Origin of the sequence: Microcystis sp. M179S2, assembly GCF_020245805.1 — a bacterium.
Taxonomy (GTDB): domain Bacteria; phylum Cyanobacteriota; class Cyanobacteriia; order Cyanobacteriales; family Microcystaceae; genus Microcystis; species Microcystis aeruginosa.
Genome location: NZ_JADBUE010000194.1, coordinates 1 through 25,954 on the forward strand (window position 1 = coordinate 1; position 25,954 = coordinate 25,954).

The 25,954-nt window shown below is 38.8% G+C and carries 20 protein-coding genes and 1 pseudogene; 16 read left to right on the forward strand and 5 right to left on the reverse strand.

Annotated elements, in window-relative coordinates; all coding sequences use genetic code 11:
* Nucleotides 1-787: 787 nt before the first annotated feature.
* From IM500_RS12030 to IM500_RS12065, 8 genes are all read left to right on the forward strand, one after another.
* A complete protein-coding gene (locus tag IM500_RS12030) occupies nt 788-2,980 on the forward strand; it encodes a dynamin family protein (RefSeq protein WP_287738505.1) in 2,193 nt (730 codons plus the stop codon).
* A gap of 105 nt (nt 2,981-3,085) precedes the next feature.
* Nucleotides 3,086-5,260 carry a VWA domain-containing protein gene (locus IM500_RS12035; protein ID WP_242034652.1) on the forward strand — a complete coding sequence of 725 codons (2,175 nt, stop codon included), beginning with the start codon at nt 3,086-3,088 and terminating at the stop codon, nt 5,258-5,260.
* Between the two features lie 19 nt (nt 5,261-5,279).
* Nucleotides 5,280-5,672 carry a hypothetical protein gene (locus IM500_RS12040; protein ID WP_012266790.1) on the forward strand — a complete coding sequence of 131 codons (393 nt, stop codon included), beginning with the start codon at nt 5,280-5,282 and terminating at the stop codon, nt 5,670-5,672.
* 23 nt (nt 5,673-5,695) lie between these two features.
* Nucleotides 5,696-7,078, forward strand: coding sequence for a vWA domain-containing protein (locus IM500_RS12045; RefSeq protein ID WP_287738506.1), 1,383 nt, complete (start codon nt 5,696-5,698; stop codon nt 7,076-7,078).
* 88 nt (nt 7,079-7,166) lie between these two features.
* Nucleotides 7,167-7,730, forward strand: a complete 564-nt coding sequence (locus IM500_RS12050) for an FHA domain-containing protein (RefSeq protein WP_012266788.1) — start codon at nt 7,167-7,169, stop codon at nt 7,728-7,730.
* A gap of 64 nt (nt 7,731-7,794) precedes the next feature.
* Nucleotides 7,795-9,618, forward strand: a complete 1,824-nt coding sequence (locus IM500_RS12055; RefSeq protein WP_287738507.1) for a protein phosphatase 2C domain-containing protein — start codon at nt 7,795-7,797, stop codon at nt 9,616-9,618.
* Nucleotides 9,619-9,729: 111 nt separating this feature from the next.
* Nucleotides 9,730-11,847, forward strand: a complete 2,118-nt coding sequence (locus IM500_RS12060) for a protein kinase domain-containing protein (protein WP_287738508.1) — start codon at nt 9,730-9,732, stop codon at nt 11,845-11,847.
* 334 nt (nt 11,848-12,181) lie between these two features.
* A complete protein-coding gene (locus tag IM500_RS12065) occupies nt 12,182-14,209 on the forward strand; it encodes a hypothetical protein (protein WP_287738509.1) in 2,028 nt (675 codons plus the stop codon).
* A gap of 5 nt (nt 14,210-14,214) precedes the next feature.
* Here IM500_RS12065 and IM500_RS12070 read toward each other — a convergent pair whose 3' ends face one another.
* From IM500_RS12070 to IM500_RS12090, 5 genes are all read right to left on the reverse strand, one after another.
* A complete protein-coding gene (locus IM500_RS12070; RefSeq protein WP_012266783.1) occupies nt 14,215-14,691 on the reverse strand; it encodes a hypothetical protein in 477 nt (158 codons plus the stop codon).
* Nucleotides 14,682-15,143, reverse strand: coding sequence for a DUF6932 family protein (locus tag IM500_RS12075; protein ID WP_287738510.1), 462 nt, complete (start codon nt 15,141-15,143; stop codon nt 14,682-14,684). Before IM500_RS12075 ends, IM500_RS12070 begins: the two co-directional genes overlap by 10 nt.
* Nucleotides 15,144-15,194: 51 nt before the next feature.
* Entirely contained in the window at nt 15,195-16,061 is an 867-nt protein-coding gene (locus tag IM500_RS12080; protein WP_041804188.1) for a hypothetical protein, read from the reverse strand.
* A 93-nt stretch (nt 16,062-16,154) separates the two neighbouring features.
* Complete coding sequence (locus tag IM500_RS12085) at nt 16,155-17,072, reverse strand: DUF1822 family protein (protein ID WP_287738511.1); 918 nt, start codon at nt 17,070-17,072, stop codon at nt 16,155-16,157.
* An 18-nt stretch (nt 17,073-17,090) separates the two neighbouring features.
* Nucleotides 17,091-17,798, reverse strand: a complete 708-nt coding sequence (locus tag IM500_RS12090; protein ID WP_012266779.1) for a sigma factor — start codon at nt 17,796-17,798, stop codon at nt 17,091-17,093.
* 68 nt (nt 17,799-17,866) lie between these two features.
* Between IM500_RS12090 and IM500_RS12095 the strand changes: the two genes are divergently transcribed.
* The 8 genes and pseudogenes from IM500_RS12095 to IM500_RS12130 all read left to right on the forward strand — a co-directional run.
* Nucleotides 17,867-18,004 carry a hypothetical protein gene (locus IM500_RS12095; RefSeq protein WP_190722274.1) on the forward strand — a complete coding sequence of 46 codons (138 nt, stop codon included), beginning with the start codon at nt 17,867-17,869 and terminating at the stop codon, nt 18,002-18,004.
* Between the two features lie 114 nt (nt 18,005-18,118).
* Complete coding sequence (locus IM500_RS12100; protein WP_287738512.1) at nt 18,119-18,886, forward strand: hypothetical protein; 768 nt, start codon at nt 18,119-18,121, stop codon at nt 18,884-18,886.
* 19 nt (nt 18,887-18,905) lie between these two features.
* On the forward strand, nt 18,906-19,751 hold the full coding sequence (locus tag IM500_RS12105) for a hypothetical protein (protein WP_287738513.1): 846 nt from the start codon (nt 18,906-18,908) through the stop codon (nt 19,749-19,751).
* Nucleotides 19,738-20,652: a hypothetical protein gene (locus tag IM500_RS12110; protein WP_287738514.1), complete on the forward strand. Its 915-nt coding sequence runs from the start codon at nt 19,738-19,740 to the stop codon at nt 20,650-20,652. Before IM500_RS12105 ends, IM500_RS12110 begins: the two co-directional genes overlap by 14 nt.
* Nucleotides 20,653-20,656: 4 nt before the next feature.
* Nucleotides 20,657-23,281, forward strand: a complete 2,625-nt coding sequence (locus IM500_RS12115; RefSeq protein WP_287738515.1) for a hypothetical protein — start codon at nt 20,657-20,659, stop codon at nt 23,279-23,281.
* Nucleotides 23,282-23,292: 11 nt separating this feature from the next.
* A complete protein-coding gene (locus tag IM500_RS12120) occupies nt 23,293-24,399 on the forward strand; it encodes a hypothetical protein (protein WP_287738516.1) in 1,107 nt (368 codons plus the stop codon).
* Between the two features lie 13 nt (nt 24,400-24,412).
* Nucleotides 24,413-25,687 carry a vWA domain-containing protein gene (locus IM500_RS12125; RefSeq protein WP_287738517.1) on the forward strand — a complete coding sequence of 425 codons (1,275 nt, stop codon included), beginning with the start codon at nt 24,413-24,415 and terminating at the stop codon, nt 25,685-25,687.
* Nucleotides 25,688-25,716: 29 nt separating this feature from the next.
* A pseudogene (locus tag IM500_RS12130) lies at nt 25,717-25,954 on the forward strand (ARC6/PARC6 family protein); the annotation flags it as partial.

Here is a 25,954-nt window from a genome sequence, read left to right on the forward strand (position 1 = left end):
CATTACGGGACAAAGGGTTAACCTCGATTTATGATTTTCCTTGATCTATCTGGGTTTCAGCGATTTTGGGCTTCTCGAAGTAAATCCCAAGCGGGGATTGGAGTTGAGGCTTTTATCGATTTGTTTTTTGTCTAAGTCCCACTAGGGTTTGCTGAATATCGGTGAAAGCTGACAGGGGGACAACGTGAGTTCGATGAAGTTAAAAAAGGGCAGAAGGTAGAGCAGGTAAGCCTTTTGTCGATGCCAAGTCAATGACCGATCTTACTTTTCCCGCTAAGTCTGAAAACGATGACATAATCAGGGTTTCAAGCTCTCCACAGTTTTCAATAAGCTAGTCTTAATGACAATAAGCGACGAGAGAAGAGGACTTCGAGATAGGGGGAAATCAAAGGATCGCTCAACTAAAAAGATAACGGGAAAAGTCAGAATGACTGATAACTTATTCCTATCGGAATTTTTAACACTTCTGCATAAATCACAGGTCTTCTAACGAAAATATAATATACACCTCCAAAACCAAAATGCAGAACTTATTGAGACAGCTAAGGCGAAACCGCAAAAAACCGCTAATCTTTGGATTATTTGGCGCAGCAGGATGTCTGGTGACAGAGATCGCACTGAGTGAAGTTTACAGCGTTTCTCGTAAAGGTGAAGTATAGATTAAACCTTGCCGAAGTAAGGATTTCAGTCGCAAAAACCTACCTCATCTATCGGATAAACTCTGTATCTCAATGCCACAGTTTTGATGACTCCAATATAACAATTAATCATTCCGAGGACTGCCATTATGATCATGCACAATAACCACTCACAACAAATTCCGGATAATTCTCAAAAAATTCAATCCACTATTCAACAGTTTCAGGATTACTTCGCTATTTATCAGAGTGTTTTTCCTTATCTACCTATTAAAGACACGGAGAAATCCTCAATTGAAAAACGAAAAGACTGGATTAGTAAGTTGAAACAAACAGAATTTCATGTCGCTTTTCTCGGTTCTTATTCGGCGGGAAAATCAACAATAATTAATGGAATTTTAGGACGAGAAATTCTCCCTGAAGCCAATACATCAACCACTGCATTTCCCACTATCGTTAAAAAAGGAGAAAAAGATCAAGCCTTTATTTACTTTATGGATGACAAAGCGCAAAGGATACTTTACGATAGTTTTATAACTGAAATTGGTCACAAAATTGGTAAAAATTTGTCAAATGAATCTCATGAACCTCTGGGAAGACACTTTCAAAGCATTGAGGAAGCCATTAAACAATATGAAACAGAAACTGGAAGTTCTATCGATCAACAAGCTTTAGGCAAAAGTAGATTGCTTGTAAGAAATTTGACAAATCCAAATTCCAATTATCAAGGAAGAAAAGAAATTCAACTATCAGAACTTGGCAACTATGTAGAAGGCTATGAAGGAGCAATTTATGTTGATAAAATTGAAGTGTTTGTAGAAAATTTGAATATTGCGGACGGCATTGTATTGGTTGATTTACCAGGACTAGGGGTGGACAATAAACGCCATGAAGAATTTACTCAAGACTACATCAAAGAGAAAGCAAAAGCTTTTGTCGTTTGTATCAACCCTTTCAATGTTCTTCAAGGGAAAGAAATAGAATTTTTAGCTGAAATCAATAAGAAGAATCCAACGATTATTCAAAGGGCATTTTGGGTTATTAATCAATGGGATTTACCGGATAATACTCACAAACTAGAAGCTATTAATAGCTTTAATCAACGGGTTGGCGACTATAATTTTACCATTAAGGAAGAGCGGAAATTTCAGACTTCTGCCCTCAACTATTTATTGTTAAAGACAATTGCTCAAGGAACAATTAACCAAAGTCAAAAATTACGAGGACATCTTGACAATTTGAAAAAAATTGGCTTAGAAAACGAGCCTTCTAAGGATCAAGCTAAAGACTTGCTCCTTCATCATCCGGATATTGTTCTCTTTTCTCAATTCCTTGAATCTCTATATAAATATTTGAATAAAGAGGCAAAAGATGAGTTTATTGCAGATGCGAGAAAAGAACTTCTGGAGATTATCCGTAAATTAGAGCGATTGTTGAAAGAACCCTATCATCAATATAGTCAAATCTCCAATCCTCAAGATGACATGAAAATACGTGCTGTTAGTTCACAATCTCGGTTTTTTATAGATCAGTTGAAGAAAAAAGTTAAAGAATTTTCCCAACAAATTCGCACGCACGAAGATAGTCAATTTTGGAAAGAGTCTGACACCCATGAAGTGATTCGAGAACTTGACAAAAAAATAATGCAAATAGATAAAAAAGAACTGAAAAATTATCTGAGTGAAGGACTAGATATTAATGGTCATATATCTAGATTACCTAATTTTGTAACTGAAAAAATCAAACTGACTTCATCGATGAGAAAAAAATTAATATCGGTAGTCGATATTCCTTTTACCCAGCGATTAAGTACACTTCTCAGTGATTTACAAACCATTAACCTAAGTTATTTACCCGAAGAAGTGTTAAAAAAACTAGAAGATAACCTTTGTGAACGAGATATTTCGATGAGATTAAGTGGTCTAGCTGATGCTTTATTCTATCAGTATGGAGACGAGCTTGAGACGATTGGATTGAGTCTCAAAGACTGTAGTGGTCAGACATTTTCTGAGCGTTTAGATCAAGCCCTAAAAATGTATAAAGATAAACTGGAAGAATGCACAAAAAAACTTGTCAAAGAGTTGAACACAAATATTTGGTATAGCCTGAAAAATCATGCAGAATATTTGGAAGAAAAGTTACTGGAACTATTTAATGATTGCCAAGATGAAATATCCAGTCAAATTGCCCAAACTATCAAGCTTGATGAGGCTATTGCTTCTGAAGTTACTAAACAAACTACGATCACTAATAGTTACGAAAAACTGATTACTTTAAAAAGCTCAATTAAGAGTAGTTTAGAAACACAAATCCCTGTAGAGGTTGAACAATTTACTCGCTAATTGACTGTTTATTCAGCAATGCCTTTTTTTGTGTACTTTTGTGACAGCTTTGGCATAAATCACAGGTCTTCTGGCGAATAGATAATATAGTCCCCCGAAATTAAAATGCAGAACTTATTCGGCCAGATCAGGCGAAATCTCAGAAAACTCCTAATTTTTGGATTATGTGGTGCGGGAGGATGTCTGGTAGCGGCGATCGCACTAGGAGAGGTTTTTCTCACGGTGACTGAACGTCCGCCGATTGTCGAACAGAATCCTCAATCTGTCGTAATGTTGATTGATACCTCCGGCAGCATGAACGATGACAATAAATTACAAGAGGCAAAAAATGCCGCAAAAGCCTTTATCGAGCGACAGGACCCCTCGGTTAATCGCTTCGCGGTGGTCGGTTTCGGCAGTCAGGTTCAAATTGGCACAGGACTAACCTCCGATTTAGCCACCCTCAATCAAGCCATTGACAATTTATCTGATGGTGGGGGGACAAGAATGGATTTAGGACTGGCAACGGCGATTGAGCAACTAGAGTCTAGCAGCTCCGATCGTCATATCTTGCTGTTTACAGATGGACAACCCGCCCCGGCTCCTTCTCCAGAACAAATTGATATTATGATTGTTCTCGACGTTACTAGCAGTATGAATGAGGAGATCGCCGGAGTACAACAAGGCATCCAAAACTTTGCCCAAGAACTCAAAAAACGGAAACTTGATGCTCAAATAGGCCTAATCGCTTTTGGCGATCGCTTATTTGGCGAAGAGCCGCAAATTCTCAATTTTGATGGTTCTGTATTTACCCCTGATAGCGATCGCTTTAGTGAGCAAATCGGCAGCATTCAACAGGTTAACGGCAATGATCCGCCAGAAAGTAGCTTAGATGCTCTGGCATTAGCTGCCCGTCAGCCTTTCCGTTCCCATGCAACCAAAGTCATACTGCTGATTACTGATGCTCCTCCTTTAATACCCGATCGAGAAATTCCTTCTTTAGAAGCAACCACTAATGTTTTAAAGGAAAATCAAATTGCTCAACTGCACTTAGTCATTCAACCTGATGATCGCGCTACTTTTAAACAACTGCAACTCTCCGCACCTGGAGAAACCTTCTTACTCGGTGAAACCGCCGCAGGACGACAAGGATTTGAAAGTGTACTCCCCACCATCGGTAAAGCCATCGCTGAAACAACCCTGAAAGAAGAAGATCGCCAACCGATTGTAGAGGCGACCCTAAACATCGGTCAAACTGCTCTGAGCCAAAAAATCAATATTATTGCCGTCGGAACAGGAGATGCCGATCAAAACTTTCTGACTCAACTGACGGGAGAAGATAAAAAAGTCTTCTATGCTAATTCCGGAGAATTTGACCAAGCCTTTCAATCTGCGGCAAAACTCATCTATGATTCGCAGCTGATCGGAGAACAAAAGCAAAATCAAGGAATTTTATACACTTTACTGAGCCAATCTCTTCCTAAAAATCAACTGCAAACCCCTCAATTTAGATTTATCTATGATGCCTTGCGGACGGGGGGCTGGACGGCTATCCTGTCTGTGGGTGCTTCTTTAGCGTTAATTGTCGGGCAGAACCTCTATCAACGTCGTCGCCGCCTTCTTTCCCTGGGCGAGACAAGCATCGGTACAGTGGGGGGAATCGTTGCTGGATTGGTTGCCGGTAGCTCAGGACTCCTTGTCTCTCGTTTTCTCATTCAAAGCATTCCCACCCTTGCCCCAGGGGGGCCACTTCTGGGTTGGACGATTTTAGGGACAATGCTTGGCGGCGGCATGGCTCGTTTTGTCCCCAATCTGAAAATCGGCAGGGCGGTATTGGGCGGGTTTCTCGGTGGCGCGATGGGAGGAATGGGTTTTGTTTTGCAAGCTGGAGCGAGTAATGAGATGGCCGGACGTTTAGCGGGTTCAGCGATTTTGGGTTTTTGTATTGGCATGATGATCGCTCTTTTGGAACTGCTGACTCGACAAGCTAAACTGATCGTGCATTGGAGTCCTACGGAACAACGAGAATTTTTATTAGGCTCTCGCCCGATCATTTTGGGCAGTTCCTCGGAAGCCAATATTTACTTACCCAAAAAACAGGGTTATGCCCCGATCACGGCTCAGGTTTTTCAAAAAGGGGAAAACATTATCATGCAGTATAACTCGTCCTATGGACAAGCCAAGGGGATGAAAAAACTAGAGCATCAATTAAAGGATGGTGATCGCCGGAAATTTGGACAGATTACGCTGGAGGTAAAAACATCGCCCGAACCGTCCAATCGAATAATATCAACTCATTAATCTTATTTTGGTTGCCCAAATGGTAGTCTATAAATTCTTTCTTAACCTGAAAAATTCGCCAGAAAGATATGATTATCCTCTAGATCTAACCGCCGATCAGGAAAATAATCCTGAAACTATCTTCACCAAGGAAATTCGCCAAGCAATCCGAAAACATTTTCAAGCAAGAAGCTCATGCTCTATCAACGATCACCGTCTCAATCAAATTATCGCCGCTTGGGTCGAAGATATCCGAGAAGGCTATCGAGAAACTGTCCTGACCCTAGATTTACCCCTACTGAGCGAGTCGAACCTTGAAAACATCCAAGACGAAGGAAATCAAGAGTTACCCCCTGTTTTTACCCCCGATTTAGGGGCTATAGAACCCATGGAGGGAATGTTTCCCCCTTTAGAAGACATTTTCAACACTTAACCTATTCTCTGAAGGAAATTTTAATGCTTAACGTATCTATTACCCCCCATCGAGAATTTTTACCTGCCGATACTCCAGATCAGCGACTGTTTATTATGCTGAAGTTGCGACCAACCCAAGAAGTTGCTCAAACCCGTCCTTCTACTACCTTTGTCTTTCTAATTGACACCAGTGGCTCGATGTACGAAATTGTGGCCGGCGATTTTCAACCCACCGGTGAAACTTATATGCAAGATGGGAAGGAATACACGAGAGTGGTGGGCGGCATTGCCAAAATCGACATGGTTATTGAGTCGCTTCGCACCCTGATTAATTCAGGACGCTTCACCCCGGAAGATCGGATTGCTCTGATCCAATTTGACGATCAAGCCTCTACTCTGATTGGCTTAACACCAGTTACCCAAACCCGTCAACTGGAAAATGCGATCGCAAAACTGCGAAATTTTAGCGGTGGAACTTGTATGGGGAGAGGCATTAATCAAGCCCTTGCTCTCCTAGCTAATCAAAGCATGACTAGCCGCCATACCATGATTTTTACCGATGGCGACACCTTTGATGAAGATGATTGCCAAAACTTAGCCCAACAATTTGCCAGTCAAGGGATTTCGATTACGGCCCTGGGTGTGGGCGAGTTTAACGAAAACTTGCTCACAGACATAAGCGGCAAGACGGGAGGGCATTGCCGTCACATTGTTCCAGGAACGGCTAGTGGTAACGATGTTTCCATTACCGATCTTCCTAACCTTCTACTGGCAGACTATCAGCAAGCCCAGCAAGAAGTGATTAACAATCTTGTCCTCAGCTTAAAAACTGTTCAGGGAGTCAAACTGCTGCGCGTTACCCGTGTTTATCCCGATTTGGCAGAATTTTCTTTAAATCAAGCTCCCTATCCCATTGGTGCCGCCAAAGCAAAGGATGAAACCATCTTCATCTTAGAATTTGCTATCGATAGTCGTCCTAGTTCAAAAATTCGTCTGGCTCAACTGGGCTTGACTTATGACATTCCTGGCTTAAACCGACGGGGGGAATTACTACCGCAGAACGTTGTTGTCCAGTTTGTGCCTGGACAGGGGGGGACAGCGCAGGTCGATCAAGAAGTTATGGGATACGTTCAACAACGCAATATTTCCCAATTAGTTGACGACGCAACTCGCATGGCAGAGAGTAACCCCCAACAAGCTGAAAAACTCCTGGAAACTGCCCGTCGTATCACGGTTCAAATTGGCAATGATGCTATGCTCGAATCTCTCAATGAAGGGATTGAAGAATTGCGAAAAACTCGCCAGATTTCCTCTGGAACCCGCAAAACCGTGAAAATGGGATCGAGAGGAAAAACTGTCAAGATGGGCGATGACCTCAACGACGATCTCTCGGAAGAAACTATTCGGAAACTAACCGGTACTTGAGCAGACTTCTGGCACCGAGTCAGGCAACAGTAAGATTAATTTCAATCTAATTAATTCCTCTTATATCCCTCAAAAAGGAGAAAAACCAATGGCTATTGTTTGCAAAGTTTGTGGCTACGATCAAAACCCCCAGGGAGCAGAATACTGTGATGCTTGTGGTGCAGAATTGACCCCATCGACACCACCTACACCTCCCACACCTGTCATCCCCGATCCCATCCCAGAACCCACACCCATGCCAATTCCCCAACCGATTGCCGAGACGATAACACTCACGCCGGAACCGCTGCCCCAACCGATTACTCCGGCAATAACAACAACGGCCCGACTGATTGCCAAGCACCCTAACGCCCCGGTGGCTGAATTTTTCATTGATGGTTTTACCTTGATTGGCATCTTTGACTCGGACACCGGACCTGTGGATGTGGACTTAGAAAAATTCCCCGATAACGAAACCGTTTCCCGCAACCATGCGGAAATTTATCCCGATGGAGGAACTTGGAAAATTAAAGACCTCGGTTCTCTGAATGGGGTTTTTATTAAACCCATCGGTCAAACTCGCTTTAACGCCAGAATAACTGCCCCAACCCCTCTCAGTTCCGGTGATGAGATTGCGATCGCTAAAATTCGCTTTCTTTTCCAAACTCCTTAACATTTCTTGGGGTGGTTAGCCCCACCCCGATTGTGTTCGACTAAAGTTTTAATGGCTCCCTCTCATGACTTCACCATCTACCGAAAACTTCTCCCCCCTGCTTATTCAAGAAAAAGAATCTTTTTCTATGGCAGATTACCAGATAGAAATTATCGCCTATCTAGGGTTATTAACCGCAGATGTTTATTACTTCAAAGTCAAGTTTCAACCCATTGCCGATCTCGATGGGGAAAAGGGCGAAACATCTTCTCAATTGGGACTTTTGCGTGTCGGCTCTCTTAATAGTAGTCTCGATCGGGAACTGCAACTGAGAAAAATTCTTCAAAACTACAGCTTAATCGCTCCACTTATCGCTGATATTCAAGTAGATTCAGCTATTATTAATCCCCTATCAATCAAGGAAAAATCCCAGGAGGTAGATGAAAAACAAAATGAAGATATTGCCACTGAACAAATAGTCTCGGAAGATTCTGAATTTGTCAATATTACTTCAACAAAAGATGATGATTCTGGAGAAAATCAGTCCGCAGAAACAGACTATTTAGAAGAAGAATACTACCCAGAAACAGCAGTCGAAAACGAGACGAAACCAGAAAAACTTCTTCTGTTAACGCGATTTCCTCAAGAAAACTTGACTTTAGAAGCTTGGCTAAAAGAAGAACATTCTCAAGAAGAAGCACTAACGTTAGTGATTCAAATTTGTCAGTTATTTTCTTATATAGCTAAACAAAACTGGTATTTAATCAACCTGCTTCCCCAGTTTATAGAAATAGACAAACCCCTCAAAATCTTTGACTTAACCTGCGCTTACTCAATTGAAGAAAGCCTGACTTCTGGTGTTATCGGAGATTATTGCGCTCCTGAACTTGCGGCAAGTCGCTCTATCAATGAATCAATGAGCAGTTATACTATCGCCGCTTTATTGTATCAAACTACCCATAAAAAATTACCTCAATCTGACCAGATTATTAGTTTAGAAATTGCTCCGATTCCGCGTCTTTATCAACTGCTGAAAATTGCCTTGTCCTCTCTTCCAGAAGAACGCTTTCCCCTGGCTCAATTTCTCAGCTTATTAATCGAAACTCGCCAGTCACTGCGGAGTCTGAAAGTGCAGTGGAATATTGCCAGTTATTCAACCGTTGGACTTTCAACAGAACGCTTACAGAATGAAGATAACTACGGTGTAAGACAACAACACCTCAGTAATTCAGAAACCCTTATTTTAGGCGTTGTAGCTGACGGTATGGGAGGAATGGCCCAAGGAGAAGTAGCTAGTCAAATTGCTGTTAAAACTATATTACAAGACTCCCTTCTTCCAGAATTTAAAACAGGAGAACAGCGTAATGAATGGCTACTTAATTTATTTCAAAAAGCCAACATATCTATTGCTGATACTGTTCGTAATGGCGGAACAACTTTAAGTGTTGCATTAGCGATCAATGATAGCTTAATGATAGCCCATGTGGGAGATAGTCGAATTTATTTAATACGACAAGGAAAAATTCAACAACTAAGTGAAGATCATTCCCTGGTAGCTATGTTAGTGGCTAACGGGGAAATAACAGAAGAGGAAAGTTTAACCCATCCAGATCGAAATGTCTTACTCAAATCTATCGGTTCAAAAAAACATTTAAGTGAAGGCTATGTGCAGAATTTAAGTCGCACCACTAGCAATTTATCAATGACTTTAGAAAATGAAGATATTTTACTTCTCTGTTCTGACGGAGTTTGGGATTTAGTACCGACTCAGGAACTGGCGGAAATTTTTAGTCAATTTGAATCTTTACAAATGGCAGTTGATCAAACCATTCAAAGAGTTATTAATAAAGGAGCAACCGATAATGCAACGCTTTTAGCTTTGCAATGTTTTATGACTTCTGGCACTTAAAGTAAATCATTCAGAAGATGAACAAAAATCTCAAAATAGAGAAGCAAGAGAAAATGATGAGAGTAACTTCCCTAACCAACAATAATTATAAGTCTCAAAGACAATAAAAATATGTCTATCCTCTGTCCAAGCTGTCTAACTGATAATCCCGATGGAACACAACAATGTATTAGTTGTGGTTTTAATCTCACCCCTGTATCCCCTAACAAAACTACCACATCACTCCATCATCTCAGCATCGGAACTTTACTCAAACAGGGACAATATCAGATCGAACAAGTTTTAGGTGAAGGGGGATTTGGCATTACCTATAAAGGAATTTATCGAGCGAATAATGCTCCTGTGGCTATCAAAGAACTTTGGCCAGAAAAATCCGCTAGACAAGGAAATCAAGTTATTTGGCCTGCCTCTATTTCTCCTCAAATAAAACGACAACAAACCAGTAAATTTAAGCTAGAAGCCAGCCATCAACAAAAATGTCATCATGCCAATATCCCTAAAATTTATGATTGGTTTGACGAAAACGATACAGTTTATATTGTCATGGAATTTATTGCGGGAAAATCTCTTTTTAAAATCCTGACCCAAGAAAAAAAGCTAACTGAAGAGCGAGTTAAACGCTATTTTCTGCAAATTGCTGATGCCTTAAAAACCGTCCACAATAATAATTTTTTACACCGGGATATTAAACCTGACAATATTTTAATTGATCCTCAAGATAAAGCGATTTTAATTGACTTTGGTGCGGCGAGAGAATTTATCGCCGGTCAAACAGGAGACATGACCAGAACCTTAACCCCGGGTTATGCTCCTTATGAACAATATAGTCAAAGGAGTAAACGTTTTCCTGCCACAGATTTTTATGCTTTTTGTGCTTCAATCTATGAACTTTTAACCGGACAATTACCAGTTGAAGCACCGGATAGAGCTAGTGCATTATTGCAGCAACGTTCATCAGATCCCCTCATTCCACCCCGACAACTCAATCCAGATATTTCTAATTTAATGGAAACTGTTATCCTAACTGGAATGAGAATTAATGTTGAGGATCGTTTCCAAACTGCTGACGAACTGATTGATGCGCTCAAAGGTCAATTTGTTTCTCCTTTACAAAAAAAAGCAAGAGAGTTAGTTAAACAAGGAAAACTTGTCGAAGCAGTTCAAAGTTACGAGAAATGTTTAAGCAACGAACCCAATAATGGTGCAGCCGCGGTTGAACAAGCGTTATTGCAGAGCCATCTTAATGATACTCAAGCTGAAATTGCTGCCCAAAAAGCAATTCAACTAAACCCTAATGATGGTAGAGGGTACGGAGTTTTAGGCTTGGTATATTGCCATCAAAATAACTGGGAATCCGCCGTACAACAACTACAAAAAGGGGCTAAACTTTCACCTCAAGCTCTTTGGATACAAGTTAATTTAGCCTGGGCTTTCGGTAAAATTGGTCATTGGCAAGAAGCAGAATCCGCTATCAACACAGCCCTAAAACTTGATAGTAACAATTTCTTTGCTCTCGGAATTCAAGCTTGGATTACCTTCAATCAAAATCAATTTAAAGCCACTATTGGTGCTGCTAGTAAAGCAATTACTAAATCCAAACAAAACCCCTCCCAAAAGAATCAACAAATTCAATATTGGGTTTATCCCTACCTGCTTGCCGCTCTTGACAAAGCCACCACTAGCCAACAAAGCCAAGATTTAGACCGGCGCATTCAAGACTGTCTGACTCAAATTCAAGACCATCCCTTTGCTTGGGGTTTCAAAGGTTGGAAACAAGCTCAACAAGGGTTATGGAGTCAGGCTCTTCCTTGCTTTCAACAAGCTAGTCGTCACCCCAACGCAGCCCCCTGGGTGCTTATCAATACGGCTATTAGTCATGAGCATCTCAACAATCCCTCGGAAGCCCTTCAAATTTATCAAGCTTACCTACAGAACAATGGTGAGGAGCCTTTTATTGCCTATCGACTAGGAACATTACTCGCTCAATTGGGACAATGGAAACAAGCGAAAACTCATCTGGAGCAGGCGATTCAACTCAAACCTGACTACCCTGAAGCCTACCACAATTTAGGCTGGGTATTACTTAATCTAAAAACTGCCGATGGACAAATCCAATATGCCCGCGAACTGTTATCCTACTATCGTCAAGCCATTACTCTCTACAATCAACAAGATAAATCCCATCTATCCAGAATGCTCGCTCAAGCTTTAACAGAGGCTGACGTTTAAAGGCTAAGAAATGTAAAATTTACTTGCTTTTGCAAAGTTAACCTGCTATAGTCGCAAAAAAACTGTTTTACAGTTTCCTCCCAAGAGCTATTTTTCTACTTCCCTAACCGCCACGACTTCGTTGATTGTTATTCGTAGCTCATTTTCAGGAAATTGGCCTACTTCTGTGCCTGATTTTCAGCTTAGTAAGCTGAAGGAGATTATCTATTATCCTGTTTATTTGGGATTTTTAGTTTTTCCTGACAGGATTTTGCCAAAAGCATTGACGTAGGGATTTCTAGGTTGTTGTTTTTTTATGTTAGTAGTTTTCGAGTTTAGCTAGTTAATTTGAACCATGATTAAATACGTTATTCTCAATTTAGAACCGACGAGCAATGATAAAATTCAATGTTCTCTACAAATAAAATATTTATCAACTCACCCATTGCTCCGGTTATTCTTTGTTCAGAGATTGTATAATCTTTTTCTTGGTAAAACCTGTAAACATGATCTAGGCGATCATTCAGACCTTAATAATAAATATAAAGAGTGGAAAAAAATATACAATAGAGATGAGAGTTCTAATTCGGGACGAGATAGTTGGAGAAAAGAACTAAATTCTGCTTTGGAAAATTTAGATAAAAAGTTAGATGAATGGTTAAGAGATATTTCTTTTCGAGCCAAAATTGAGAAAAACTTTGTCAGTAAACTTGAGAAATTTATAACAGGTGATAATTGTAGCGTCGTCTTTGTTATACAGAGTGAAGATGAATTTATATATCAACTATTTTGGCATAATTGGGAATTAATGAAAGACCCAAATTATCAAAAAATCCCCCTGGTATTTGCCATAAAAAATCAAAGAAAAATTTCTCAAGCAGCTTACGTTCAACTACCTAATAAGTCACTAGAAGTTTTGGTTATCTCAGGGGATACAAGGAATTTAGACCCCAAACAAGATACAGCAGCATGGCAAAAGTTTACTTCAATATGCAATGCTCTTAAACTTGATTTAAGATTGTACCCTTCTACAGAGACTACAGGGACTGACCTAACTCATTGGCTCGATCCAGAATCTCAACATAAATTTGATATTATTTACTTGCTTGGCCATGGATCAGATGATAATTCAGAACAAAGGATACGGATTAGTGATACAGAATTTCTGACGTTTAAACAATTCTGTTATCGTGTCAGCAAAATAAAAACTTTAAAACTTGTTATTTTAAACTATTGTAATTCTCTCCCCTTAGCAAAGGAGTTAATAAAATCTTCTGATATTCCTCAAGTCATTGCCATGAGAGAGACTATATTTGATTCTTTTTCTCCAGAATTTTTGACTAACTTTTTGCTCAAATTAGTTCGTTGTAACTTTTTACCTTTAGCTGTCAAAGAAGCTCAAGAACATTTGGAAATAGAATATAGCAATGAATGGCGAAGTTCTGCTTCAGTCGTTGCTCTTTTACAAAATCTCAACAAAACTCCTTGGACATGGCCTAATAATAAAGAATCTCGCTTCAAAAATACTATATTGATAGGTGGCTTAGGTTTTCTATTTGGTTTTGTGATTGGGTTAATTTATATGCCGATAATTTCTCCCTTGGCTAAGAGTATATTTATGAATATTCCTATCATTCGTCGACTATTTCCTCCATTGGCAACTGATGTAAAAAATTTATTAGCAGAAAGTACAGTAACTATTAAAACTTACGACCCAATAAGCAAGGCAACCAGTTATTTTTATGGTGTAATTGTTGCTGCTGATAAAGATATCAAAAAATTTTCCAAAGACAATAAAATTTATCATGTATTAACACAGGCTAAATTACTGGAAAAAGGAAACAAAGACAATGTATATACAATATTTACCGAGCAAGGGCCAGAAAATAGTAGCCAGTCTTATCCTCCTAGTAATATCAAAGAAATTAGCCAAGATTTAGCAATAGTAAGTTTCGAGAGCAATAAAGAATATAAAATTGCTCAATTGAGTGCAACTAAAGCTGAACTAGATAAAACGATAATTATAGGGTTCAGAGAATCTCCTGAAGCTACTAAACAATTTAATTATTTTCATAGTACGATTGCTGATACAGAACCAAGTCCAAATAATAAAATTTATACCTTTTTCTACAATAGTATTGGCAATACACAAAAAATACAAACAGAGGCAAATTCAATTTTTGATAAACATGGTTGCTTCATTGGTATTGATTTAGGTAAATTAAATCCATATAATCGCGGAATTGGTATTTCTGGAGAAGCTATTTTGGACTTACGAAAAATACAAAGATTAACCTCAAACATAAAATCGGGCACAGAATCAACAGAATCAGTTAAAAAACCTTATGAAAATTTATATACTGAGTCTTGTCAGTATGAATAATAAACCTATAAAGACTCTTTTTCCAGCTTACGATATTGAAGCTTGAACAGCGATAAAAACCACTGCGATACCGTTTCTTTATTAGGATTATATTGGTCGATTTTGTCAAATACTTGCTTCAAGGTTTGCTGCCATGCTATTCCAGAAATATCCAGGGAAGAACTATATATATTTTGATTTTGTACTTGATTAGATTCTTGAATTTTATTAGTTAATTTAGTTAAGCTTTTATATCTTTGCTGACTAATTTTTGGATAATTTTTAGCAGCCAAAGCTAAACTTTCTAGCTGTTTATCTTCATATTCTGCCAGTTCTGTGTTGATTCTCGCTAACAAAGTCCGTAAAGAATTTTCCCTTGCTTTCAAGATTCTTGAATCGATTTCAGGATGTTGAATTGCATAGTCAGAAAATTCTACTATTGCTTTCTCAAACTCTTGAGCTTGAGCTTTTCTAAGTTCATATCCCTTTTCGTTCAAAACCATAGCTGTAAATCCACTAACTGTAACTCAACGCAAACAATACCTTTAGTAATTCCTCTTTCTACATCTATTGTATAATAACCATAAATCGTTTGACCATTTACGGCTCTCGTATCTGCGGTTAATAATTCTCCTCCATACTTTTTCTTTTGCTCTCGACATCCTTCTAAGGAAGTATCCAGCAGGATACTATCAAGCTTTTCTGGATTTACTTTCTCACTTTCCCAAAAACCATCATAATCATTGGGTTTTCCCTTTTTAGTCACAAAACTACCATCAAGATAGACTTTTTGGCAACCTGCTTGTTGAAGATTTAGCAATACTCTTTTTAGTCCGACTAGAAGACGTTGTCTTCTTCGAGTGGTTCCAAATCTTTCTACAAGCTCTTCCCAGCTATCTAATTTATGTTCTCCCGGCGGCAAAAAGCCGCGCTGATTAAAAGGAGGAATTCCCATGTTTTTAATATTAGATAATTTGTGAGCAAGCTGGGCATTGCCCAAGAAAAACTAGGGTTGATTAGAACTAATTGAATGACTATCTTGATAAGATTGATTCAAGGGATCTCTGTAGGTTAGGTAAAGTTTTAGAGGAATCGGTGGACTCTGAATCAACGCTAGATGATAGTCCTCAACAACCTGCATAGCTTCAGAAATAGATAAGGATTTATCGTAACGAAGTTCGGCGCATTTTTGAAAAGTACTTTGAGCAGATAATTTCAGATCTGAATACTTTTTCCAAAGCAGTAATATATCCCCAGATAGAATAAAAGAAATAGCTGTTAATGCTGCCTTAACTGCCCACTTTACCCCACTCATATCTTGATTTTCTTGGCTAATTGTAGCCGTAGAGGTTGCGAAGTCTGCAAAATAAATAATTCCTGATAAAATTAAAATTGAAATAACTAAAAATACCAGTAAATAATTGACCGTTTTTGCCGCTAAAAACTCAGTAAAGTAAGCAGATTCTGTTGTAATATCCATTAATCTTTGTGGACTATTAGATAGAGAAGATGAATAATAAGGAGAAGTAAAAGGAGCTTGTTGCAATTTAATTCCCGTTGTCCAAGCTCTAACCATAGCTAACTCATGGCTGGGAATATCTTCTCCTAAACTATCAGCATATAAAATCATTCTTCTACATTTATCAGCTTTTTGTGTCAAGTTATTAGCCCATTCTCGCAACCATGCTACTGCTATTGGAGTGATTAAGGCAAGAAAACCGGCAATAGCTAAAAGCCACAATTTATTGTTGACTGTCGCAATTAATGCTAAAACTTGAGCGCATAAAGATAACCACAAGCTGTACCACCATCTCACTTCAGCTTGATCGTAGAGATAATTGCGAATATCCGATAAATCTTTTTGGTTTGGCATAGCTTACTTTAGCATCGATATAATATCAAATTTTGAACAATTTATCTAAACTTTAATCAGAAATTTAGATAAATTATCCCGTTCAAATAGAGTTTAGTCAAAAGAAAATTGTTCTGTGTGACTTTCCTCTGCTCGCTTCACTTGTATTTGAAAACTCTCTCCCAATTGAAGGGTATATTCTAAAGAGATGTAATGATCTCCTTTTGTCGGATTTGCCTTCAAAGTTTGGTCGGATAAAGATAATAGCTTCAAATTCAAATCAGATGGAATTTTTTTAGATGATTCAACCTCCACGAGAAGTTGAAACTTTCCCTCTTTTGTAGGGGTTATCTCGACAGATAGGATAAATTTCTGTCCTCTCAGAGTAATATATTTAGCTTTATAGAGAGGAGAGGTAATAGATTTATCGATTGTAGGTAGAGCAGGACTATCTCTACGAACAAGCTTTTTCTGTTTATCTTTTAAAATTTTTGCTGATTCATCTTCATTCCAATTCTTGTCAAAACTTCTTTTCAGACTTTCCCGAAATTGTTGGTTTTTAGCCAGAAGAAGTAAATCAACTAAATTGTCAATATCTGGTAATTGAGCTAATGGTAATTCGTTAGTTTCTATCTGCTCGACAAATCCAAATAAAATAGCTTTCTTCGCTTCTTCATCAATTTCTACCACAACATAACCCACTCGATCTGACCATACCTCGGACGGGACATAACAGATATTTTCATTTGGCAAAACCGGACGACATTCTAATTTACCGAGAACATCGATCTTTAAATCAGCACTATCCATTAAAATTCGCCGATTATAATGTCCGATAGTGCTTTCCTCTAAATTTGTTTCTACTTTCAAACACTGGCAGTAAAAGTTAACAGCAAGCACAGCTAAAGTATTTAGAAAAACCTGTTTACTTTTATCGGCATCTTTCTGCTCGCAACTAAACTTTTGAGCTAATTTAAAATCAGCACCGCTCAGGGGGACTGTAAAAGTTAAACGTTCAGCTAGTGGCATCATGGTTTTTGTCTCCTATTTCTAAAGATATTCTTGAAAAATTGGTTGCAATTTATCAACGCTGCGTTGATAAAAGCTGCTTAAAGTTGCTAGGGAGATTCCCCATTCTGTTGACATTTCCTTCCAAGATTGTCCATTAAATCGCCTTATACAGATTGCTTGAAAATTAGCCTCCGGATGCTTTTCGATGTGAGTCTGCCGAAAACAATCTCTAGGATCTTTTTGGATAAAATCCCATAATCTCTCCCAATCTTTTTGGGGGGAGAGAGATTCAGTTTGCTCGATTATATCAAGCAAGGAAGTATCTGGGGCATGGTTCCAGCTTGATTGCTCCGACTGGAGAGGAACATCCAAAGATTGCTCATAAATTCTGATTCGCTTGCCATTATCTTGTCTATGTCGCAGTTTTAAATGTTCCCTGACAGCATCGATAAACCGCTTATCGAGCAAAAAACTTACCCATGCCAAGACATTACCTTTACTTGGGTCGTACAGGTCAATTTTTTCAAAAATCTCTAAAAAAGTCTGCTGTAGAGCTTCGTGAAAAATATCCTGATAGACAGACTTAGGAAAATTATAGATATTTTTACAGTACACTTTATTAGAGTTTTGAATCTCATTGGTTAGTTTTGTTAGCCATTTTTGTCTCTCCTTGCTGTTTGCAGGGGAGCTTTTAGCCAAAAGTGCCATTTCTTCAAGAAGCTTAAGTTTGCTGTCTGGGTTACTCATCAGAGAACTCTCCTTGCATTTTCTAGATCACTACCCCTTTTATCTACTCGTCAGGTTACTGGCATTTTATGCAAAAACCGATAATTAAAATTCTTTTTTGTGAGGAATTGTCGAGGGAATTGCGATCTCGCTCCCGGACTGCCTTCGGTATCGCAGCCAGAGTGGATGTGGCGCGGGGTACTATCGAGAATGTAAATTTATGTTAAGATAAACCCAAATTTTGCATAAAAAGCAGCCATCCCTACGAGAAAGTAATGTAAAACCAAAACTAAACACGATCGCTGTTTGGTTGCTATCAATCAGGACTCATTGATCAGGAGGTGGAGTGCTTGGGAGTTATTTATATTGGCGATCGCGAAACAGGTAAAACTCACCTAGTCTTGGAATTAGCTAACCCCAGGGGAAATTATGTCAAAGTTACTGATCCCGATTATCAGTATCTCAAAGGCATTTTATATCTTCCAGAACAGGGCAAAACTAGAGCGACAGATGCTGAGCAAGCAATTTATGAGCAGGACATAAAAGTTAGTGTCACCCTTCCCACAGGGGAGAAAATGATTGCCTTGGATTGGTTGGACACCCCCGGTGAAATCTGGCGAAAATCTTGGCAAGACAAACAACCCGATGAATGGAAAGGATTTCTCGAAACGATCAGAAAAGCTGAAGGAATTATGTTGATTTTACCGCCCTATCGGGACATCATTAAACCGACCGGTCAAGTCAACAAAGATGACTTTATCACCACAAAACAATGGTGTAATCGTTTTGACCGTTGGCTTGAATTTTTCCAGCAAGATTGTCCGAAAATTCGACATCTTCTCCTCTGTTTAAATAAAGCCGATTTACTCCCAATCGATCTCGAAGAAGAAGCCAGAAAACTCGCTTTTAATCCTGATTTCCAAACCATAACATGGCAAGAGAGAGATAACTATGTTTTTCAGCGTTATTTTCGACCGATTCACCCTCAAATCAATCAACTTAACCGTAGTATTCAAGGGTTAACAATTAGATGTTTCATTACGAGCATATATAATCGAAAATTATTAGAACTCCCTTGGATTTATTTGGGCAGTCATCTCGCAAAATAAAGTTAAAATAGGAGTAAAAATGACCAGTGGAAATATTGTTGTAATTGGACCGACAGCAGCAGGAAAAACCACCTATTTAGCTGCTTTGTCCTACTTCAAAGAACACAAACAAGGCAAAAAAATATTTACTGTCAATCCTCAAAATCCTGCCACAAGAATACTTGCAGAAAAAGCTGAAAATATTCTCAAACAAGCGGCCGATCTAGAGAGAACCGTCATTGGGCAAGGGATTGAGTCAGTAAATAACTTACCGTCTTATTCCTTTGGTATCACAGCCAAACCCTATTGGTATAGTTCCACGGAGACTTTTCAATTAACCGCTAGAGATTATCCCGGAGAAGTCTTTGAGGCAATTGCCAGTCCCAGTGCAAGGAAGCCTATCCATGAAGATTTTATTAATGAATGTTTTACCAATGTCATCGGCTGTCTAATTATGCTAACAGGATGGGAACCCGGAACTGATAACTTTTATAACAGAATCATGAAACAATTCCTTAAATTAATGGATGAGCGGGGTCGTTCTCAGGATTTGAAGTTAGCAATAGTTATGAGTAAATGCGAAAGAGGAGAAATTTGGCCCGGTAGGCTTGACCCAGAAATTGATTTGTTCGCTGTCCATTTACGAGAAACTACTAAAACCTTGCGAGCAAAAGTTATTCCCCAGAATCTGCGTTTTTTTGCCCTTTCTACCTTTGGCGTTTTAGGCAGAGATAATCCCCGTCCTAACCGAGAAGATCGGATGAAAGGAGAAGAACCGGCTTCGGTGATTAGAGAACCAAACTCATGGCAACCTTATAATCTAATTGAACCTCTCTATTGGCTCAGTAAAAAACCAAATCAAGGAGCCAAAAATGAAAGGGTTTGACTGGTTAAAACCAAAAGCTCCTGAATTAAAAGATGCCAATGCCGAAATACGGGTTATTGGCGATCGCAGTGCTGGTAAAACCGCCTATATGGCTTCCCTCGCCTATTGGCCCAATGCTAAGGCCGATAGTCCAGTTCAATCGGTGACTCCAGTGGGGAACCAAGAAGCCAGCGCACAACTGATGAACATGGCACAGAACATCTTGGAACAGGGACTAGAATTAGAACCAACTCCCCTAGAAGCCACCGTTGATGAAGTCAAAGATTATGGATTAAGTATTGTTCTCAAAGAACAATTTTCTTTGAAAAATCTGCAAAGAGGCCTATCTTCTAGCGCAATACGTCTCAATGTTAACTGTAAAGATTATTCCGGCGAGTTTCTTCGGGATCTCATTAACAAAATCGGCGATCCGCGCTTAGTTAACTATCTCGAAGACTGTGTGGTGGCTACAGGTCTTTTATTGTTAGTGGATGGAACCTCTCACCGCAAAGATAAAGACTATGCTATTGGACTAGAAAAGTTTTTAGCGGCTTTAGACAGGGTGGATATTAATCCCAAACAGCGCCGCGTTGCTTTTGCGGTTAGTAAGTGCGAACTGAGTCAACTGTGGGTGAGTCGTCATGAACCGAGAAAATTGACACAAAGACGCTTTCCTCTGATGCAAAATAAATTAGAAAACTGGGTAGATAGGGGAGGAGGCGAAGTGGACTATTTTGCCACTTCTGCCTTTGGTACGTTGGGAACCAATTATCCCGAACCCAACTCGATCGAAAAACAACGCGATCGCCAAGGAACAACTTCTATTATCCGCGATCCGAGACGGTGGCGACCCTTTGGTTTAGTTTCCCCGATTTACTGGCTTTGTACCGGTCAACATCACAAAGAATTAGATAAGGATTAAAACAATGACTACTATTTACATTCATGAATTTAGCACGGGTATTTTAGTCGATGGCACTGGCGGTGCTGGTGAGTGGAAATTGCGGGGTTTTTCGGGAGAGTACATGAACTCAACCCTTGCTAAAATTCCTACACCTGTACAGTTAGCAATCAAAAATCGAGAATTCGCCGTTTCTGAAGGCGCATCTAGCGAAAATCCCGCCATTATTGGACGAGAAGTTGAATACAATCAAGAAGCTTGGTCAGTAATTGCTGTGGTCACACGGGGGATAGATGAACGAGGACGAGGTGCATCTCTCTATCGCTATTTCTTGTGTGAGGGATTGAATAAATTACACCATCTTTTATATTGGCACACCAGAAACGGAAAGCCTAGTTTTAACCCCTCCGATTATAGACAAGTCGGTCGGTTTACAGAATATAACGATACTGAAACTCCTCCATCTCAGTCTATTTCAGATAATCTTAAGTCTCTTTCACAACAAGAAACACCGATAATTATTCCCCAACAAAAATCTCTATACCCTACTCCAATAACTCATAACATAGCTTTGGAAACTGAAGCCGCCAGAAATAATGAATTGATTTCTTGGGCTTGGAATGTAGAAGCTTTAGAGAAACCAAATCGCTTTTTAGTCATTTATCCTGCCAGTAAAAAAGCAGAGGATATAATAAGAGCAACATTAAGCAGTGTTCCCCTACTTCCCCCAGCTATACCCGAAGAAACCCTAATTAGAACTGCTATTAATAATTCCTGCTGGACAGGAAACTTTCAAGAAAATTTAGCCCCTATCGAAAATGCTTTGAACAATACTAAAATTCAACAGGATTATACAACCTTTTGGAATTACATATTTGAAGGTGAAGGCTCCAAAGATGCTTATGAGCAACAACTTTATGATGACTTTAAAGTACGTCTTTTGACGCTACAAGCCATAATTTGCCCTGAAAAGCTGCCAGATTTTGTCGCTTGGATAATGAAAAAAGAGAAGGATTATTATCCAATATCTCAGAGGTTTCAAGGGGAAATTGTAAAGGCAATCAACCTACAAGGTGATGGTCCCATCACTTCGCCAACTATATTTAGTAAAATTACTCAAGGTATTAATATACTTATTCTTAATGTCATTAAGCAGCCAGACTTGATAGATGCTACAGCTAAACTCTTATCAGATGAAAGCGGACTCTGGGGAATAATATACAAAGATCATACCAGTAAAAAACTGAAAAAAAGTTTAAAAGAAAGAAAACTAGATGATGCACCTTGGCAAGAAATTAAAGATGACTTAAGTAGAGTTTGGGATTCTCTTTTTGATCCCAGTGGAAAAACTCAAAAATACATCCATCTTGCTCGCCTATTTGATAAACTAGAAGTGCCATCTGAGGAACAGTATAAAGGATCTAGTTTAACCGTTTTCTTTTATCATCTCACTCAGGAAAAGATTCCTAGTGATGTATATAAACGTCATAAATTGAGGGAAGATAAAGATTATAATTTTGGTATTCAAGTTAAAAGAGATATACCTTGGTATGAACCAGTATTTAGAGAAATAAAAGAAACAGCAATATTTCTTCTATCTTCCGTGTTTAGAGGTGGAGCATCTGGCTGTTTTATTGCTATTATTTATTTTTTGCTTATATTCACTTTAGGAGGATTTTTCTTTCAAAGATTATTGAATTTAGCTAATTTATCTGTACCCGGTTTACCCGGAGGATCAAACAATTCAGAATCGCCGATTATTAAAAAAGCGATCAAAAGCTTTCCAAAGACTAAAGGGTCATTACTACAAATTCAACAAGATTTGAAGCAAACTACTAGAGCAGATGCTTCTAAACCTAACAAGAATGAGATTGATGAAGCTATTTCAAAAATTCTCGATCCTACCTATTCTTCCAATGCTGGTAACTCCTCTACTTCTAATAACTATCTCAATCTTAAAACTATAGACAAAGATAAAGACAAGTGGATTCAGGCAATCATATATTATCAATTATATAAAGTTACACCATCTAATTCTGATGATATTGATGGTATTATTGATAAGGATGGAAAAACTTATCAAGCTCTAAAATGTAATCTGTTTCAAAATATGCAACTGCAAGCAACTCAAGCAACTGCTGACAATTGTAAAAAGCTAGGGTTTTCTAAAGTTAAAGTGGCTAAAACTACCGCTAAAGAAACAACCCCATCCCCATCCCCATCTCCGACAAGAGACCAAAAAATTGAAAAGGCCGTCTCGGAATTTGATAAACCACAAAAGACAAAATATAGTTTAGAAACTTTAGTAAAAGAATTAGATGAGGCTTTTTCTGTTTCATCTTCATATAATGTAATTAATGTTCTTGATCCCAATAATGAAATTGGACTTGTCTTTTCTAATATGACTGAACCAGCAGATAAAGAAGCTTGGGTTAAAGCTATTTTACAATACCAAGAAAGTCTTAAATCTAGACTTAAAAAGGAGCAATCTATTAATATTGATGTTGATGGAGTGATTAACTATGAAAGGAATACCTATAACCTTTTGAAGTGTGATGTAGCTGCTCAACTGGGTGAAACATTAAGTGATACACCAATTTGCGGTAAAGTAAAACCAATTATCGATTCGTCAACTCCCCCAAGAGGATAGTTTTTAAACCTATGAGAATTTGGCTTTACATACTAGCAGGAATAACCTCGGCTTTAATTGGCTGGAATATCGGTCAGATTTTCTTGACTGACTTAAAAATCCTCTCTCGGTTTCCAGAGATGGTTCTTTTCCCCTGCGTCGCTATATCCTTAGGGATTGGGATGGTAATGAATGAAATATTTATTAGTAATCCCACCCGTCCTAAACTCAACTTTCGGATTGCTTTAGTTCCCCTATTAATTGCCACCTTAATCGGATTGATTGCTGGATTAGCAGCGGGTGGAATCTTTCAGCTATTAATTCAATCTGGAGTTGCTGAATTTCCTGGCAGACTTTTAGGTTGGCTTTTTGTCGGTGCAGCCGTTGGATTAGCCGAAGGACTTACTTGGCAATTTTACAGCATGGAAGCGGGGGATCGCGATCGCTTTCGACAACGGTTATATACTAGCATCATCGGTGCGGGTGTTGCCAGTTTAGTAGCGGTGGGAATCTTTGAATTTATTCGCCAATGGTTAGGCACTTCAGAAGCGTTTAGAAAAGCAGAAGATCCCCTCGGATTTGCCATTTTAGGCTTATTGCTCGGCCTAACCTTTACAATTACTAATTCTCCTAGCTACATGGCGGCACTGAGAGCCGGTAAAGGATTCGAGTACAGGAAAATCATTCCCGAACTCGAAAGCATTGATCCTCAATTTACATCGATTAATTCAGTCTTTCCTAACATCCATAAAACGCTCAAATTTGTCAGTGAATCGGATGCCGAAAAAATCGAAGAAGGACTGTCGATTCAACTTCCCGCCAAAGGAATCATCAAAATTGGTTCTGTCCGCAAAACTAAAGGTTCTGATGGTGTAGAAAGAGGATCGGATATTTATCTCCCCGGACTCCCCCCCCATATTGCTGACATCAAAATTACCCGCCGTGATGCCATTTTAGATCCTAACCCAACATTTTACAACCTTATCGAACTCAACGGCATACCTTTAACTAGCACCAAAGAAATTCCCCTTAAACACAACAACCTACTCACCTTCCATGTTAAAGATAACCACAACCCCGATGAACCCAAAATCTATCGTTTCGTCTTCTACAATCGCTTCCTTGACCCACAAGCTTAGTTTATCACTGATTATGTTAACCGCTTTTATTACCCCAGCTTGGGGAATTAAACCTGAAATCACAGATATTGAGGACATCGACGATAAAGTGACTCTTCAAATTCAAGTGACAGGAGAAGGGGGTAAGCCGATTATGGGTTTAGCTGAAAGTGACTTTCAGCTGAAAGTTCTTGATAAAAAAAACAACAAAACTTATCAAGGAAAACAACTACCTTTTGACTGGAAGTCTCCCCGAGAAACGACTCCTCCTGATGCTTGGATTGTCGTTCTCATCGACTTTAGTGGCAGTATGAATTGTTCTCAGGATCTCAACACAAAATGTGATGCCAAAGCGGTTGCTAAAGGAAAGCGAAAATTAGATGCAGCAATTAACGCGCTGGGAACATTTATTAAATTAGCCTCAGAGCGTAAAGGCAACACCTATTTATCTATTGTTCCCTTTGGGGTAGAAGGTAAAAATGACAAGCCTGGAGCCTGTGATTATTACCCAAAAGTTACTTCAGAAACTCTCGATAATTTTAATTTAGTGCAAGATGTTAAACTAACTAATTTTCTAGGTAGTCTTGCTGATAAAACTCCTTGTGCAACGACCAACTTCTATCAAGCTCTCAAAGAAACCGTCAAATTTTTTAAAAACGATAAAGAAGGTCGTTTCTATCCTAAAGATAAAGAAGGAAAACCTTTAAAACCTCAACCACGACTCTCAATTATTCTCCTTTCTGATGGCTTTGATAATAATAGTAATTATCAAGAAATTCAGAAAACTTTAGCCAATCTTCAGAACAATAAAGATATTGTTGTTCATACCCTAGGATATGGCTTAACCCCACAACAATTAGGCAAAAAATATTCCTTAGGTAAACCTGCTGTTCGTGGAGATATTAATAACCCAAAATTATCCCAAGCAACTAGAGAGCAACTAGAAAAAGAATTTGTAGATCAAAAACAGTTAGCGGAAATTGCGAAGTTAACAGGAGGAGTTACTGAATTTGCTGGTGATGCTGATGAAATTGCCGAGAAATTAGAAATTTTCCTTGATGCGATTCAAGGACGATACGAAATCAGTTATATCCAACCCAACGTTCGACGAGGAGGCGAATATGTAGCCACAGTTTTTACTCAGAAAGTAGCATCAAAATCTAAACCTTATACCCTTGATTTTTTTGGGCGTACACTTCCCTTAGAAACCAGAATATTAATGCTTATTTGTATTTTTTTTGCTCTTGGTTTGGGAGGAGTTATTCCTTTTTATTATTGGGGAAAATGGTTAAAGGAAAAACAAAACTAATCCTAAATATTTTCGGCACTTGTAAAGTCATGAAACAGATGCTTATTTATTCATCTCTCTTTTTCCTCAGTAGTTGTAATTTTCAGTTTAATCAACCTCAAACAACTTCAGAATGTCCTCAAAAACCCACAGCTATTCTCATTGCAGAAAATCTAGAAAATGTTAACCTAACCACTGAAACTATCACCAAATCTAATCAGGTTAGTGCCACTAAAGCTGTCGGATACACTTTTACAGGAAAGTCAGGACAAAACCTTAGCTATAACA